Genomic DNA, 16586 nt, shown 5'->3' on the forward strand with positions numbered 1-16586 from the left:
AATGAAACCGCCGTATACGGAACCGTACGTACGGTGGTGTGAGAGGTCGGGGGTTAGTCACCCCCTCCTACTCGATTAAAAACCGGCCACTTAATGTAACCACTTACAAAAAAGATACATTCCCAGCAAAAAAACGGGATATCCTAAAATAAAAACTCGTTTTTTATTGTCTGTTTTGGTATTATAAAAGAGGTACGGACAACTGTTAAAGGAGAGATATGACTATGAATATTGCAAGTATGATCGATCATACTTTACTTAAACCAGAATCAACGAAAGATCAAGTTGAAGTTCTTTGCCAGGAAGCCAAAGAATTCAAATTTGCATCTGTATGCGTGAATCCGACTTGGGTGAACTATTCAAGCGAACTTTTAAAAGGCACAGAAGTGAAAGTTTGCACTGTAATCGGTTTCCCATTAGGAGCCTCCACTCCTGAAACAAAGGCCTTCGAAACAAAGGATGCCATTGAAAAAGGTGCAACCGAAGTGGACATGGTCATCAATATCGGTGCTTTGAAGAGCGGAGACTACGATCTTGTGAAGCGTGACATTGAAGCTGTTGTTGCAGCTTCAAAAGGAAAAGCATTATCAAAAGTGATCATTGAAACGTGCCTGTTGACTGATGAAGAAAAAGTGAAAGCTTGTGAGTTATCTGTTGAAGCAGGTGCAGATTATGTGAAAACATCTACTGGATTCTCCACAGGCGGTGCTACTGTAGAAGACATCGCTTTGATGAGAAAGACAGTAGGGCCTGATCTCGGCGTAAAAGCTTCAGGCGGAGTACGCTCTGCTGAAGATGCTCAGGCGATGATCGACGCAGGTGCGACTCGTCTTGGAGCCAGTTCAGGTGTGAAAATTGTACAAGGATTGACAAGTGATTCTGATTATTAATCAGTGATGAAAAAAGCCGGATGAACGATAATTCATCCGGCTTTTTTGTATTTACCAGCATGCTGCTGCAGCGAGTCCTGCGACCTATTTCCGCAGATGCACTTTCTCGATAAATCCTGCGAACTTAAAGGCGAAAGGAAGTACCAGCAGCGAGCAAATCAGATTGAAGATCACACTTGCATGGGCAAGCTGAAGGTCCGGTGAACCGGCTAGCTTCTGAACGATTGTACCGAGCAGCGGTATAAGCGGGATGAATACCATTACACCGATTACATTGAGCCAGATATGAGCATAAGCCGTCAGCCTTGCCTGCACCCCGCCTCCTATGCTTGCGATGAATGCAGTGATGCATGTACCGACATTTGCGCCAAGCATGACGGCGATGCCGGCATGGAGATCGATTGATTGTGCAGCCAGGAATCCCATCGTGACTCCGGTGACGACAGTGCTGGATTGAATGATGGCAGTCAGGATACACCCGATGAGGAGTGCAATCAGCAGATGATTGTTCACTTTATCTATGTATTCATGGAGAAGGGGATGAGTTGTTATAGGTTCGGCAACCCACTGGATTCCCTTGATGGATGCAAAGATCAGGCCGAACCCCGTGAATATGAACCCTGCACTCCTTAACGTGTCTTTTTTGAATGCGATCAGTATGCATCCGATAATGATGGAAGGCACAATGAGGTAATTCATATTCAGAGTGAACATTTCAAGTGTAAATGTAGTACCGATATTGGAACCCAGCATGATTCCTATTGTCTGCCTGAACGGGATGATCCCAGAAGAAGCAAGGCCTACGGTGAGGACCATCACAGCCGAGCTGCTGTGGATGAATGCGGTCACGACGGTACCAGTGGCGGCACCTTTGACAGGTGTGTCTGTAAGGAAATGAAGCCATTTCTTCACTTTCATGTTCGCGATATTAAATAATCCTGACCGAAGCCACAGCATACCCAATAAGAAACACAAAATAAGCAAAATAAATAATAGTAAGTTCAACATTCTACTGCTCCCTCCGCTCCGGTACATGCTTACCACTAATGTATGGGAGGCGGAAGGGAGACATGCCTAATATTACAAGCAAATATGCAGAAGTTGTTGACCTGCACGCAGACATATATTATAATGGCAAAGTACATGGATTTCTTTATATTTTAAAGAATTCATTCAAGAAAGACATACACTTTCTGTCCCCTTGTGACAAAGATACAAGGGCTAAGCCAAACCTATTGGTAAAGTAAAAGGACGATTAGTCGTCCTTGGAAAAATGGTGTTATCCATTTTCTGACTTGAACATGTAAGTGTAGTGTGTTCGGAGGGAGGGAAAGAGAGATGTCAAAAACAGTTGTTCGTAAAAACGAATCGCTTGAAGATGCTCTTCGTCGCTTCAAACGCTCAGTTTCTAAAACAGGAACTTTACAAGAGTTTAGAAAGCGCGAATTTTATGAAAAGCCAAGCGTAAAACGCAAAAAGAAATCAGAAGCTGCAAGAAAGCGTAAGTTCTAAGAGAGGGTGTAACCATGAGTCTTCTCAATCGTTTAAATGATGATATGAAACAAGCGATGAAAAATAAAGAAAAAGAGAAACTTTCCGTGATCCGCATGCTTAAGGCTGCACTTCAAAATGAAGCCATTAAGTTTGGAAAACAGGAGCTCTCTGAAGACGAAGAGTTGACTGTCCTTTCTCGAGAAGTCAAGCAACGGAAAGACTCCCTCCATGAATTTACGAAAGCCGGTCGTGACGATCTGGCTGAGAAAATTCAAACAGAACTGACTTACGTCGAAATATATATGCCTAAACAGCTTTCTGAAGAAGAGATTTCAGCCATAGTTCAGGAAACGATGGCTGAGGTTGGTGCTTCTTCTAAGGCTGATATGGGTAAAGTGATGGGGGCTATCATGCCTAAAGTTAAAGGGAAAGCAGATGGAGCTCTCGTCAATAAACTTGTTCTTCAACATCTATCATAACAACCAAAACCGAGAAGCCCTGCGTTTCTCGGTTTTTTTAATGGTGTCCTTGTAAGGCCTTTCATTTGTCATCCTCACTCTAAAATGTTTATTTTATAAAAATGAAACTTTTTAAATGGTTCATTCGTACATAAACTAGCAAGGAATATGATTGAAACGAGGGGGTTAAAGTGAGAAGGAGTATACTGATCTTTTATATGATGATCCTTGGGTTCAGTTTTTTGCTTCCCTTGTCCGGGTCTGCAGATGGCGATAAAAATGTATACGTGATACCCATCCAAAAAGAAGTCGAAAAAGGTCTTCATGCATTTCTTCAGCGAGCACTGGAGGAAGCCGAGGAAAATGGGGCTGATACGATCATTTTTGATATTGATACACCTGGAGGTCTGGTCGATGCTGCAGGGGATATCGGTCAGCTGCTCGATGGGGTAGAAGCCGATACGGTTGCATTTGTAAATAACAATGCTTTATCGGCGGGTGCGTTCATCGCCCTTCATGCAGATAAAATCTATATGGTTCCCAATGGTCATATCGGGTCCGCGGCAGTCATCGATCAAGCAGGTAACGCAGCTGATAAAAAAGCACAAAGCTACTGGCTGTCGGCTATGAAGAGTGCAGCGGAATCAAGCGGAAGAGATCCGATCTATGCACAAGCGATGGCAGATGAAAATGTAGAAATACCTGAGCTTGGCCTGAAAAAGGGTGAGCTGTTGACCCTTGGTTCAAAGGAAGCCAAAAAAATCGGCTATTCAGAGGGAACGGTAAAAAACCTTGACGAACTGTATAGTGAGCTTGGTATCAAAAAGGCTTCTGTTCAGGTAGTGGAAGAATCCTTTGCTGAGAAACTGGCAAGGTTCATCACGAATCCAATCGTTGTTCCCATTCTATTATCATTGGCAAGTCTGGGGCTTGTGGTGGAGTTATATTCACCAGGATTCGGTGTAGCAGGCTCAATCGGGCTGGTTTCACTGCTGTTATTCTTTTACGGCCATCTGGTCGCAGGGCTAGCGGGGTATGAAACGATCATTCTATTCGTGATAGGAATCATACTGATCATCGCAGAATTCTTCCTTCCCGGCGGAATAGCGGGAGGCCTCGGGGCCGCTGCGGTAATCGGCAGTATCATGCTTGCGGGAGGGAACATCATGCAAATGGGAATTTCCATTCTGATTGCGTTACTGATTGCTGTGATTGCCATGATTATCTTTGTAAAGGTGTTTGGTAAAAAGATGAAACTATTCAATAAAATTATTTTGAAGGATTCAACCAATACCGAAAGCGGCTATGTCTCGAATGCGAACAGGCTGGAACTCATCGGGAAGACGGGATTGACCAAAACGCCGTTAAGGCCGTCGGGTACAATCATCATTGAAGATGAAAGAATCGATGCCGTGACGGAAGGCGGTTATATTGCCGTAAATCAACAAGTGAAAGTCGTGAAAGTCGAAGGCTCCCGGATTGTGGTGAGAGACCTGTCCTAAGGTTTTTGCCGGATGGGTTAGCTTCAGATTCAACCTCATCAGTACTTAATGGAACTGATGGGGACTTTATATCTTAATTTTTCAGGAGGATGATTACATGGTAATCGGACCTAGTACCATTTTATTGATTGTAGCCATTGTGGTAGGTTTTATTCTACTGGCTGTACTATTTACATTCGTACCTGTGATGCTGTGGATTTCAGCCATTGCGGCAGGAGTGAGGATCAGCATCTTTACCTTAATCGGTATGAGGCTGCGCCGCGTTATCCCGAGCAGGGTCATCAATCCCCTCATTAAAGCGCACAAAGCTGGGATCAATGTCACCATTAATCAGCTGGAGAGTCATTATCTGGCGGGAGGTAACGTCGATCGCGTCGTGAATGCATTGATTGCCGCACATCGTGCAAACATCGAACTGACCTTTGAACGTTGTGCAGCGATCGACCTCGCTGGGCGCGACGTCCTTGAAGCTGTTCAAATGAGCGTTAATCCGAAAGTGATCGAAACACCATTCATCGCCGGTGTGGCGATGGACGGGATTGAAGTGAAAGCGAAGGCACGTATAACCGTCCGTGCAAATATTGACCGTCTTGTCGGGGGAGCAGGGGAAGAAACAATCGTTGCCCGTGTAGGTGAAGGGATCGTATCTACGATCGGTTCTTCCGACAATCACAAAAAGGTACTCGAAAACCCGGATATGATTTCTCAGACCGTCCTCTCCAAAGGTCTGGATGCAGGTACTGCATTTGAAATCCTTTCAATCGATATCGCGGATGTTGATATCGGCAAGAACATCGGTGCCGAACTTCAGACTGAACAGGCAGAAGCGGATAAGAACATTGCACAGGCCAAAGCAGAAGAAAGAAGAGCGATGGCTGTAGCTAACGAACAGGAAATGAAAGCAAGAGTAGAAGAAATGAGAGCCAAGGTTGTGGAAGCAGAGGCAGAAGTTCCGCTTGCTATGGCTGAAGCGCTCCGTTCAGGCAATATCGGTGTGATGGATTACATGAACATAAAGAATATCGATGCCGACACGGATATGAGGGACTCCATCGGAAAACTGACGGGTGATAAAAAGGATGGGAAAAATCCTAAAGGTGAATAATATCCCCGGGTGAGAAAGGAGACTTCTCCATGGAAGGACTAATCGTCGCCGTCATCATCGGGCTAGTGACGGCAATTTTCAATCGGGTGAAAGACTCGTCTTCTCAGGAAAGCAGGCCAAAGCCTAAACCGATATCAACAGGAAGCCCTGCACAGACGTACAGGGAGGAACCCCGTACAAAAAGGGAGCCCGTGCGTGAAGAGCCTGTTTATACTCTTCAGTCACAATTCGAAGAGAAAAAGAAAGATATCGAGAGTAAGTACGCCCAGATGAAAAAGCAGGAAAAAGATTACAAAGAACAGGTGAAAATGCAGCGCAGCAAGGTGAAGTCCATCAAAGAAAGGAAGGATTCACAATACTCCATTGACTTCGGGAACCAAGATGACATCGTAAAAGGACTCATCTTCTCTGAAGTCTTCGGCCCGCCGCGTGCAAAAAAAGCGAATCATCGAAAATAACAGTGATGAATCCCCTTTTCATTTCATAAATATGAGATGAAAGGGGGTTCTTTTTTTATGGCGAAAAATTGGGTGCAGCAAATGCGGAAATGGATGACGCAGACCATGGACCTGCCTGAAGATGTCATGATGGACCTTCCGCGCGTCACTATGATTGGACAAATCCATATCTATATAGAGAACCATCGGGGGCTTTTGACGTTCACCGACCGTGAAGTAAGGCTTCTGCTCAAACAAGGTCAACTCTTGATCAGAGGGGAACAGTTTGTCATAAAAATGATACTGCCGGAAGAAATACTTCTCCAGGGTAAAATCATAGAAGTCACTTATTTAGAAAACTAGGAGGGACAAATTTGAAGAACCAATGGATCACCTCGTTGAAGGGGAATGTGTTCGTGAAAATGGAAGGCAGGCTGATCGAGAGCGTAATCAACCAATTGCTGCGTTCAGATATATCCATTTGGAATGTAAAAAGGGCAGGGACTGATACGATTACGTTTTATATAGCCTTAGAGGATGTACATAACTTCAGGAGAGCGGTAAGGTCATCAGGGTGCAAAGTGACATTCCTCAGGGGGCAGGGAGGGCCGTTCCTTTTGAAACGGGCGTTCAAAAATTCCGGTTTTCTCCTCGGCGGCCTATCATTCCTCATCATTGTCATGCTGTTGTCTAATATGGTTTGGGGTATCCAGATCAAGGGTGCGACTCCTGAAACTGAACATCACATCCGAAAGGAACTCACAGCGATGGGGGTCAAGACCGGTAAACTCCAATTCTCAATTCCCGATGTTGAAAATATTCAGCGGGAACTATCCTCAAGAATGGACAATATTACATGGGTGGGTGTCGAGTTAAGAGGGACAACCTTTCACTTCCAGGTCGTTGAAAAAAATGCACCTGAACAAGTTGAATCCACGGGTCTGCAGCATATAGTCGCAAAGAAAAAAGCGATCATCGTCGATATGTTTGTGGAAGAAGGGGATCCGCAGGTTAAGGTGAATGATTACGTTCAGAAGGGACAACTCCTCGTCTCTGGAGTGATCGGAAATGAAGAAAAGTCAAAAGGCGTTCCTGCAAAAGCAAAAATAATGGGGGAGACCTGGTATAAAACCTCGGTAGAACTTCCAATGAAAACGGATTTCGTTGTGTTCAGCGGGAACGAGAAAAGAAAGCATTATATCGAAATCGGTTCTTTAAGAATCCCCATTTGGGGTTTTGGGAAACCTGAGTTTAAAGAAGCAGTAACAGAAGAGATGGAGAAGCCAGTCAAATTCCTGAAATGGGAGCTGCCGGTTTCCTACATCGATCAGAGTATGAAAGAAAAGGAGCAAGTTGAAAGATCTTATACAAGGGAGCAGGCCGTCAAGGAAGCAAAAGAACTGGCCAGAAACAATCTGGAATCAAACCTGCCTGATGAAGCAGAAATAATCGGTGAAAAAATTTTGCAAGAACAGGTGGAGAATGGTAAAGTTAAGGTAAATCTTCACTTTAAAGTAGTAGAAAATATTGCTGAAGGACAACCAATTATCCAAGGAGACTAATGAATGTCAGATGATATCTTAATGAAATTACAGCTGGAAAATCCAAACGAAGCAATCGCTTTATTTGGGGTTTCAGATTCTCACCTTAAAATAATCGAACAAGAGTTAGGCGTTTCAATTGTAACAAGAGGCGAAGAGTTGCTGGTTTCAGGGAAAGAAGAACAAGCCGGGCTGGCCCTTGAAATTTGCGACGTTTTAGTGAGTGTCATCAAGAAAGGCATCAATATAAGCCAGCGCGATGTCCTCCACGCCGTTCAAATGGGCAAGAACGGCACATTGGAGTATTTCATCGACTTGTATAATGAAGAAATCACGAAGAATGCCAAAGGGAAATCGATCCGAGTGAAAACCCTCGGCCAAAGACAATATATACATGCCATACGCAAACATGATATGGTTTTCGGCATCGGGCCAGCGGGTACGGGAAAAACGTATCTTGCCGTCGTCATGGCAGTCCATGCACTGAAAACCGGACAGGTAAAGAAAATCATCCTTACAAGGCCGGCGGTTGAAGCGGGTGAAAGCCTGGGCTTCCTTCCAGGGGACTTAAAAGAAAAGGTTGACCCGTATCTGCGGCCGCTGTATGATGCCTTGCATGACGTATTGGGTGCAGAGCATACGGCGCGGCTCATCGAAAGAGGAACAATCGAAATCGCTCCGCTTGCGTATATGAGAGGGCGGACCCTGGACGATGCATTTGTCATCCTGGATGAGGCCCAGAACACGACGCAGGCACAAATGAAAATGTTCTTGACGCGTCTTGGGTTCGATTCAAAAATGATCATCACCGGAGACCGCTCACAGGTAGATCTGCCTAGGGGCGTACAGTCAGGTCTTGTCTCTTCTGAAAGGATACTGAAAGACGTAAAAGGCGTTTCCTTCATCTATCTGGAACAGGCAGACGTAGTAAGGCATCCCCTGGTCGCTAAAATCATTGACGCTTTCGAAAAAAATGAATAATGTTTTCGTAAAGATTGACCGTACCTGGTTAAAGGGAGGTCAATCTTTTTTTATCACATGCTGCAAGCTTTTCCATGATTGGAATAGATAAATAAGTTAAAAACTGTTATGATTTTACATATTAGAAGAATGCTATACATCGTAGATCAAACCTGATCCGTTAGATTACAGGGGGTACTTTATGCAGACGCACCCATTATTACATAAAATAAGAAAGTTTCTGAGTTACCGCTTATTCACAAATTTAATGTTCATTCTGCTAGGACTCATCGTGTTTGGCATCCTCTACGGCAACGTTAAGCCCAAGCCGCTCGATATCAGTCTTTACGAGGAAGCCCCGTCCACCATCAGGGCGCCTAAGACCCTTGAAGATAAAGAAGCCACTGAAAAGAAAAAAGAGGACGCTGCCGCCCAGATTGAAAAAGTCTACAGCGCGAAGGAGGGGGCTGTTGATAATGCAGTCACGCTGGTGAGTTCATTGATCGACAGTGTGCTAGATGTAAAAGGTGAATTCAAAGAAGTTTCTCCGGAAGAGGAGGCGGCCAATCCTAAAAACTCTCAAATCAACAAGCAGATCGAAGAGTTGAAGAAGCGTCTTCCCGACCGCAATGATAACCTTGTAACAAAATCATTGACCGATAAGATATTGGAGTCTCTGTTGTCTGCGTCTGATACAGAATTGGAAAGAGTGGAATCCATCGTTACGACACAGCTGCAGGTCATCATGCAGGATAAAGTGAAGGAAGAAGAATTGAAAGAGGCAAGGGTCAATTTGGAGCAGCGGATAAAGAATTTTACGTTTTCAGGGACTTTATCCGATGCTGCTGTTGCTCTCGGGAATGTTGCAATAGAACCGACCGAGTATTACGACGAGGAAAAAACAGAACAGCTGAAAAAACAAGCGGTAAAGGAAGTCCAGCCAGTGAAAGTCATCGATGGTGAAGTCATTGTAGAAGAGGGAGATTTGGTCACCCCGGCTATCTATGATACATTGAATGACTTTGGCATGGTAGAAGAGGATTTTTCTTTAAAGCCGATCATCGGACTTATTCTGTTCATTGTTGTGATCATAAGTTCGTTATATTATTTCTTTTACACACTCGAAGTAAAGGAAGAACAGAAACAGAACTACTTGATTTTAACGAGTATCGTGTTTGTCATATCCCTGCTAATCATGAAAATCACCGGATTGTTGAAGCAGCTTGAGATCAATGATATTGCATTCTTATTCCCGGCGGCATTTACGGGGATGATTCTCCGTATCCTCCTGAATGAGCGCATTGCGATGATGATGGTATTCATCATTGCTGCATGTGCGAGTATCGTTTTCAATGAGGAATTTTCCGGTTCCATCGATATCCAGGTTGCGATTTATACGTTGTTCAGCGGTGTCGCAGGAATCATGACGCTCATCAGCCGGAATCAGCGAACCAATGTGCTCCGCGCAGGTATTTATGTGGCATTCGTAAATATTTTGATCATTGCCTTCCTGGTCCTTTTGAGTGATGTGTCTTATACGAGTACCGAATACATTTATTATCTTGTGTTCGCATTGGTATCCGGAATCGGCTCCTCCATCCTGACCATTGGATTCCTTCCGTTTTTTGAAACCGGATTCGGGATCTTGTCTTCCATGCGGCTGGTTGAGCTTTCGAGTCCGAATCAGCCGTTATTAAAGAAGTTGTTGACAGAAGCCCCGGGTACCTATCATCATAGTGTAATGGTTGCCAATCTGGCTGAATCTGCCTGTGAAGCCATAGGGGCGAATGGACTTCTTGCAAGGGTCGGATGTTATTACCATGACGTCGGTAAATCGAAGCGTCCCCATTTCTTTATTGAAAATCAGATGAATATAGAGAACCCGCATGATCGGATGACACCTGAGACAAGCAGGACAATTATCATCGATCATGCCACAGACGGTGCAGACATGCTGAGGAAACACAAGCTTCCGAAAGAAATCATCGATATTGCAGAACAGCATCACGGAACCACGCTGCTGAAATATTTTTATTATAAGGCGAAGGAACAGGGGAAAGATGTAAGTGAAGAAGAATATAGATACCCAGGTCCCAAGCCTCAAACAAAAGAGACTGCAATCATCAATATCGCAGACAGTGTCGAAGCTGCCGTCCGTTCCAAAACATCCCCGACCCAGGAGGAAATCAGGAACCTTGTGGCAGCAATCGTTAAAGACCGCTTGAATGACGGTCAATTCAATGAGTGCGATCTTTCGTTAAAAGAACTTGAAAAGGTTAAAAAGTCCTTATGTGAGACGTTGAACGGCATTTACCATCCAAGAATTGAATACCCTGAACTTAAGGATAAAGGAGAAGAATAAAGAATGACATTATCAATCGACTTTATAGATGAGACCGGACAATTATCAGATAAAGAGACCGGAATGATCAACGGGATACTGAATTTTGCAGCCGGCAAAGAGGAATTGGAAGAGGGCAGTGAGGTTTCTGTGACCTTCGTTTCGAATGAAAGGATCCAAGAAATCAACCGCGAATACCGCGATAAAGATCAGCCGACAGATGTAATTTCTTTTGCACTGGAAGAAATGGGTGAAGATGAAATTGAAATAGTAGGAGCGGATATCCCGAGAGTACTCGGTGATATCATCATTTCTGTCGAAAGGGCGAAAGAGCAGGCAGAAGAATACAATCATTCTTTTTCGCGGGAGCTTGGGTTCCTGGCACTCCATGGTTTCCTTCATTTATTGGGGTATGATCATATGGATGAGCAGGATGAAAAAGTAATGTTCCAAAGACAAAAGGACATCCTTAATGACTACGGGCTCCCAAGAGAGTAAATTCGGGCTTAAACGTCTCCGGAAATCGTTTGGCCACGCCTGGCAGGGAATCAGATTTGTATGGTCATCGGAACAGAATTTCAGGATCCATACAGCAGCTGCAGCCGTTGCAGTCGCCCTGGGGGTGATGTTATCAATTTCAGTAACCGAGTGGATCATCGTCATTTTACTCATTTCTGGAATGATGGCGCTTGAAACGATGAATACCGCAATCGAAAAAGCGGTCGACCTCGTCACTCCCGAGTATCACCCGCTCGCCAAAATTTCCAAAGACGCCGCAGCGGCCGCTGTTCTTTTGTACGCAATCGGTGCCTTCATCATAGGATGCATCATTTTCATCCCGAAAATTTTATCGTAATCAATGCTTTATCGATTGAAAAGAGGCTGCACGGAGAGTTTTTCTTCGTACAAGCCTCTTTTTAATTTGAAAACGCTCTTATTGTTGTATAGAATAAGTTAAGCGCGCATACACAAGGTGCCCGTAAATAGTTTGAATTATCTAACTATTTTATTACAAAATGATAACAGCCCATTTTCTTTTATGAAAATTATAGTAAAATGAAATATGTAAGGGTCAAAAGGAGAGTTAATCGAATGAATAAAGAACAATTAATCCAAGAAGCAAAAGCCGCACGCGAAAAAGCATACGTACCATATAGCAAATTCCAGGTCGGTGCAGCTCTTCTTACGAAAGATGGAAAAGTATATCACGGATGCAACATTGAAAATGCAGCATACAGTATGTGTAATTGTGCAGAAAGAACGGCACTCTTCAAAGCTTACTCAGAAGGCGATAAAGAATTTTCCATGATTGCAGTAGTCGCTGATACGGCAAGGCCGGTACCGCCGTGCGGGGCATGCCGTCAGGTAATTTCCGAGCTTTGTTCGAAGGATATGAGAGTGGTATTGACGAATCTCAAGGGCGATGTTGAAGAATTATCCGTTGCAGAGTTATTGCCGGGAGCATTTTCTCCGGAGGATTTACATGAATAATACAGATAACGCAGCATATAAATCAGGGTTCATTTCGATCATAGGACGTCCCAATGTAGGTAAATCAACGTTTCTGAATCGGGTCATCGGTCAGAAAATCGCCATCATGAGTGACAAACCGCAGACTACACGCAATAAAGTTCAAGGTGTTCTGACAACTGATCAATCACAAATGATTTTCATCGATACCCCGGGGATCCACAAGCCCAAACATAAGCTGGGGGATTTCATGATGAAGATCGCCCAAAACACATTGAAAGAAGTAGACATCATCCTCTTTATGGTGAATGTGGAAGAAGGGCTGGGAAAAGGAGATCAATTCATTATTGAGAAGCTGAAAGGGGTCAAAACCCCGGTATTCCTGATTCTCAATAAAATCGATCAGATCCATCCTGATGAGCTGCTGCCCATCATCCAGAAGTACAATGAACTGTATCCTTTTGCAGCAACTGTACCGATTTCAGCGCTTGAAGGCAATAATGTGGAACATCTCCTTGAATTGATTCAGGAGAACCTTCCCGAAGGTCCGCAATTTTACCCGGCAGACCAGATTACCGACCACCCTGAACGCTTTATCGTCTCGGAATTGATCCGGGAAAAAGTACTTCATTTAACGAGGGAAGAAATCCCGCACAGTATAGCAGTCGTCATTGATAAAATGGAAAGAAAAGACGACAAGAATCTCATTGATGTACTCGCTACGATCATAGTCGAAAGGGATTCGCAGAAAGGGATCATCATAGGAAAGCAGGGGTCGATGCTGAAGGAAGTAGGGAAGCGCTCCCGCATGGATATCGAAAATCTGCTTGGTTCCAAAGTGTATCTGGAATTATGGGTGAAAGTCCAAAAAGATTGGAGAAACCGTGCGTCAAATTTACGCGATTATGGTTTCAATGATGATGAATATTGATCTTCCCGTTCTAAGAATGTCAAGCGAACAGAATTAACAATATTTAGTTCACATGCTTTGCTAAAAAGATGCTAAATCTAATCACAAGAAAGCTTTGAAGTCTTGCTAGTTTAAATCCAGAAAGGTGGGTTTTTGATGTTAGACTTAACTTGGAAAGTGTTTTCGCAAACAGGCAATATCGACACATATTTACTTTTTAAGGAGCTTGAAAAAGAAAGAGTGGACCAACCATTTCAACTGGAAGAAGAAGTGTCGGAGGTCGACTTTCCCCTGACGTAATAGGTTGTCATCACCCAAGCGTGAATCCGGGAGGTGGCCAACATTCTGCAGAAGTGTGAAGGAATTGTAATCAGAACGAACCATTATGGTGAGTCAAATAAGATCGTTACCATATACACCAGGGAATTCGGGAAAATCGGATTGATGGCACGGGGCGCAAAAAAGTCCAACAGCCGTCTTTCCGCTATTTCCCAATTGTTTACATATGGGTATTTCTTATTCATTAAAGGCAGTGGGCTGGGGACCCTTCAGCAAGGTGAAATTGCTGAATCACTGAGGCATGTGAGAGAGGACTTGTTCAAGACGGCATATGCCACTTATATCGTGGATCTCCTCGATAAAAGTACAGAAGACAGAAAGCCCAACCCCTTTCTGTTTGAATTGCTGTATAAGGTGCTTCAGTACCTAAATGAAGATTACGACCCCGAGATATTGATGTATATTTTTGAAATGAAGATGCTCCCTGTCCTGGGGCTGCATCCGTACTTGGATGGTTGTTCAGTCTGTGGTGAAGCCGAAGGGACATTCGGTTTTTCATTCAAGGAAAATGGCTTTATCTGCCACCGATGTGTCGGGAAGGATCCGCACCATCTGCCTTTATCACAAAGTACCGTAAAATTACTGAGGCTGTTTTATTATTTTGATATCACCAGGTTGGGAAATATCTCGGTTAAAGATGAAACAAAAGCTCAGCTCAAACGGGTAATCAGGACTTATTACGACGAAAATTCAGGGCTTACATTAAAATCCAGGAGATTCCTTGATCAAATGAATAACCTTAAGGACTTATTCTAGTTTTTAAAGCATATTGTGATTTTTGCCGGCTCTTTGATTAGGGCCGGTTTTTTATTATGTTTTTTTGATTGAGGGGATGTTCGTTTCGTAAGGAGGGTACTTCGAAGTATTTTTCGAAAAATCGGCAGTTCGCTCATAAATTCTGGATTTCGCCCTTAAAATGAAAATTTCGCCCATATATCCGGAATTTGGCTCATAAAATATTATTTCGCCCATAAAAACTTGAAGAAACCTATTGTGGTATTGGCGATCTTCTAACGGTATACTTCCATTTCACCCAAAAGCAGACATAACATAAAAAGCGTCCAAAAGGATAGCCTCTTGGACGCTTTTTAACCAAATTAAAACTTGATTTTCTCCATCAAGAAGGATTTCACTTCACTGATCGGCATTCTGACCTGATCCATCGTGTCACGGTCGCGGACTGTAACTTGACCGTCTTCGACTGAGTCAAAATCGAATGTGATGCAGAACGGTGTACCGATTTCATCCTGGCGGCGGTAGCGTTTACCGATGGATGCCGTTTCGTCAAAATCGATCATCAACTCATTTGACAATTCTTCATACACTTTGAACGCTTCGTCGGAAAGCTTCTTCGATAAAGGCAGTACCGCCGCTTTGAACGGGGCGAGTGCCGGATGGAATCGAAGGACTGTTCTCGAATCATTTTCCAATTCCTCTTCTTCATATGCATCACATAGAAAGGCAAGGGTCACACGGTCGGCTCCAAGGGATGGCTCGATGCAGTATGGGACATATTTTTCATTCGTCTGAGGGTCCATGTAATGAAAATCTTCATTGGAATGTTCCATATGACGCTTAAGATCAAAGTCCGTTCTGTCTGCAACTCCCCAAAGTTCCCCCCAGCCGAACGGGAATTTGTATTCGATATCCGTTGTCGCATTACTGTAATGGGAAAGCTCTTCTTTATCATGATCGCGCAGGCGCATGTTTTCTTCATTCATTCCCAGGTTGAGCAGCCAGTTCTTACAGAATTCACGCCAGTAAGAGAACCACTCCAAGTCTTCGCCTGGTTTACAGAAGAATTCAAGTTCCATTTGTTCAAATTCACGGGTCCTGAATGTAAAGTTACCTGGAGTGATTTCATTTCTAAAGCTTTTTCCCACTTGTGCAATACCGAATGGCATCTTTTTACGCATGGAGCGCTGGACATTTTTGAAGTTTACAAAAATACCCTGAGCTGTTTCGGGACGCAGGTAAATTTCATTTGTAGACGACTCTGTTACACCCTGGTGTGTCTTGAACATTAAATCGAATTGACGGATTTCTGTGAAATTTTCACTTCCGCAATCCGGGCACTTAATATTGTGTTCTTTAATGATTTCTTCCATTTTATCGAATGGAAGGCCGTCAACGATCATTTCGATGCCTTTCTCTTCAAGTGCATTTTCAATGATTTTATCCGCCCGGTGACGTGTCTTGCATTCCTTACAGTCGATCATCGGATCGTTGAAGTTTCCGACGTGTCCGGATGCTACCCAAGTTTGAGGGTTCATAAGGATGCTTGCGTCAAGTCCGACATTGTATGGGGATTCCTGTACGAATTTTTTCCACCATGCTTTTTTGATGTTGTTTTTAAGTTCTACACCAAGTGGTCCGTAATCCCATGTATTTGCAAGGCCTCCGTAGATTTCGGATCCCGGGAATACAAATCCGCGGTGTTTTGCTAAATTTACTACTTGTTCCATTGACATATAAGTCACTCCTTTTTGTAGTTCACCCTTTTATCACCGCTGTTGATTTCCGTGCAAGACTTCGCTTTCCGCGGGTGACCCGTAACCCTCCTCGGCTTCACCTCCGAGAAGAAAAGCGGAGGGGCTTTGAAGAGAGGCGGGTGGCATAAGACGAATTGACCACGAAGGCGTTCTTTGCCTTCTTGGGCGAGTTGGCTTATGATATGTGCCTCTAAGCCCTGCAGCTGGACAAGTCTCACATCGGCCACTTCTCCCGCAGGAGTCTTCGTCTTGCACTCCAATTCAACAGCTGGAACCGGTAAATCACACAATTGTTCATTACCAGTCCATTTGGTTGAGAAAATAAAAAAAGCTCGTCCCTAGGCTAAGCCTAGGGACGAGCTTGTAACTCGCGGTTCCACCCTAGTTGATATACGGTGCTGCCGTATACCCACTTTAGATTAGATCAGCTCAGGACTGCCGTTTCCCTGCTTTCCGGGCTTTCACCATCCCCGGTCGCTTTAGAATGCAAGTACTTATGTATCCGTCTCAGCATCTATAAGGTTGTAAGATGAAGATATTTTATCATGACGGTGCTGAAATAACAACTCCAACCGCTGCAAAGATAAAACATTTGATGTTTTTGTGAAAAAAAGATACTCTTTGATAATATGCATAGTGTTGTCACA

18 protein-coding genes are annotated in these 16586 nt (G+C 43.9%); 16 read left to right on the forward strand and 2 right to left on the reverse strand.

All coding sequences use genetic code 11. From position 1 onward, the window contains the following. Positions 1-218: 218 nt before the first annotated feature. Positions 219-890 (forward strand): deoxyribose-phosphate aldolase, encoded by a 672-nt coding sequence (deoC, locus tag ACKA06_RS19120; RefSeq protein ID WP_032087600.1) that lies wholly within the window; start codon positions 219-221, stop codon positions 888-890. Between the two features lie 84 nt (positions 891-974). On the opposite strand, the gene ACKA06_RS19125 is transcribed toward deoC, so the two are convergent. Continuing rightward, complete coding sequence (locus tag ACKA06_RS19125) at positions 975-1898, reverse strand: Na/Pi symporter (protein WP_411160398.1); 924 nt, start codon at positions 1896-1898, stop codon at positions 975-977. Positions 1899-2228: 330 nt separating this feature from the next. Between ACKA06_RS19125 and rpsU the strand changes: the two genes are divergently transcribed. The 15 genes from rpsU (at position 2229) to recO (ending at position 14203) form a co-directional block, all read left to right on the forward strand. Beyond that, the gene (gene rpsU / locus ACKA06_RS19130; RefSeq protein ID WP_032087602.1) at positions 2229-2402 is read left to right on the forward strand and encodes a 30S ribosomal protein S21; all 174 of its coding nucleotides are present in this window, start codon (positions 2229-2231) and stop codon (positions 2400-2402) included. Between the two features lie 14 nt (positions 2403-2416). After that, the gene (locus ACKA06_RS19135) at positions 2417-2863 is read left to right on the forward strand and encodes a GatB/YqeY domain-containing protein (protein ID WP_032087603.1); all 447 of its coding nucleotides are present in this window, start codon (positions 2417-2419) and stop codon (positions 2861-2863) included. 170 nt (positions 2864-3033) lie between these two features. Then, on the forward strand, positions 3034-4344 hold the full coding sequence (locus ACKA06_RS19140; protein WP_032087604.1) for an NfeD family protein: 1311 nt from the start codon (positions 3034-3036) through the stop codon (positions 4342-4344). A gap of 97 nt (positions 4345-4441) precedes the next feature. After that, positions 4442-5449 (forward strand): flotillin-like protein FloA, encoded by a 1008-nt coding sequence (floA, locus tag ACKA06_RS19145; protein WP_232353888.1) that lies wholly within the window; start codon positions 4442-4444, stop codon positions 5447-5449. Between the two features lie 29 nt (positions 5450-5478). Continuing rightward, positions 5479-5907 (forward strand): hypothetical protein, encoded by a 429-nt coding sequence (locus tag ACKA06_RS19150; protein ID WP_411160399.1) that lies wholly within the window; start codon positions 5479-5481, stop codon positions 5905-5907. 57 nt (positions 5908-5964) lie between these two features. Continuing rightward, on the forward strand, positions 5965-6249 hold the full coding sequence (gene yqfC, locus ACKA06_RS19155; RefSeq protein WP_032087606.1) for a sporulation protein YqfC: 285 nt from the start codon (positions 5965-5967) through the stop codon (positions 6247-6249). An 11-nt stretch (positions 6250-6260) separates the two neighbouring features. Then, positions 6261-7448, forward strand: coding sequence for a sporulation protein YqfD (gene yqfD, locus ACKA06_RS19160; RefSeq protein ID WP_032087607.1), 1188 nt, complete (start codon positions 6261-6263; stop codon positions 7446-7448). 3 nt (positions 7449-7451) lie between these two features. Then, positions 7452-8408, forward strand: a complete 957-nt coding sequence (locus tag ACKA06_RS19165; RefSeq protein WP_058297812.1) for a PhoH family protein — start codon at positions 7452-7454, stop codon at positions 8406-8408. 181 nt (positions 8409-8589) lie between these two features. Beyond that, a complete protein-coding gene (locus tag ACKA06_RS19170) occupies positions 8590-10749 on the forward strand; it encodes an HD family phosphohydrolase (RefSeq protein ID WP_058297811.1) in 2160 nt (719 codons plus the stop codon). A gap of 3 nt (positions 10750-10752) precedes the next feature. Further along, the gene (gene ybeY, locus ACKA06_RS19175) at positions 10753-11226 is read left to right on the forward strand and encodes an rRNA maturation RNase YbeY (RefSeq protein WP_411160400.1); all 474 of its coding nucleotides are present in this window, start codon (positions 10753-10755) and stop codon (positions 11224-11226) included. Continuing rightward, positions 11201-11584 carry a diacylglycerol kinase family protein gene (locus ACKA06_RS19180; RefSeq protein ID WP_032087611.1) on the forward strand — a complete coding sequence of 128 codons (384 nt, stop codon included), beginning with the start codon at positions 11201-11203 and terminating at the stop codon, positions 11582-11584. Before ybeY ends, ACKA06_RS19180 begins: the two co-directional genes overlap by 26 nt. Positions 11585-11784: 200 nt before the next feature. Further along, the gene (locus tag ACKA06_RS19185) at positions 11785-12219 is read left to right on the forward strand and encodes a cytidine deaminase (RefSeq protein WP_074439957.1); all 435 of its coding nucleotides are present in this window, start codon (positions 11785-11787) and stop codon (positions 12217-12219) included. Then, a complete protein-coding gene (gene era / locus ACKA06_RS19190; protein ID WP_058297809.1) occupies positions 12212-13129 on the forward strand; it encodes a GTPase Era in 918 nt (305 codons plus the stop codon). The genes ACKA06_RS19185 and era overlap by 8 nt, the downstream gene beginning before the upstream one ends. Positions 13130-13264: 135 nt before the next feature. After that, positions 13265-13408, forward strand: coding sequence for a YqzL family protein (locus ACKA06_RS19195; protein ID WP_064564275.1), 144 nt, complete (start codon positions 13265-13267; stop codon positions 13406-13408). 42 nt (positions 13409-13450) lie between these two features. Then, positions 13451-14203, forward strand: coding sequence for a DNA repair protein RecO (recO, locus tag ACKA06_RS19200; protein WP_411160409.1), 753 nt, complete (start codon positions 13451-13453; stop codon positions 14201-14203). A gap of 341 nt (positions 14204-14544) precedes the next feature. Here recO and ACKA06_RS19205 read toward each other — a convergent pair whose 3' ends face one another. Further along, the gene (locus ACKA06_RS19205) at positions 14545-15918 is read right to left on the reverse strand and encodes a glycine--tRNA ligase (protein ID WP_197671326.1); all 1374 of its coding nucleotides are present in this window, start codon (positions 15916-15918) and stop codon (positions 14545-14547) included. Between the last annotated feature and the right edge of the window lie 668 nt (positions 15919-16586).

Source organism: Rossellomorea oryzaecorticis, assembly GCF_045897515.1.
Taxonomy (GTDB): domain Bacteria; phylum Bacillota; class Bacilli; order Bacillales; family Bacillaceae_B; genus Rossellomorea; species Rossellomorea enclensis.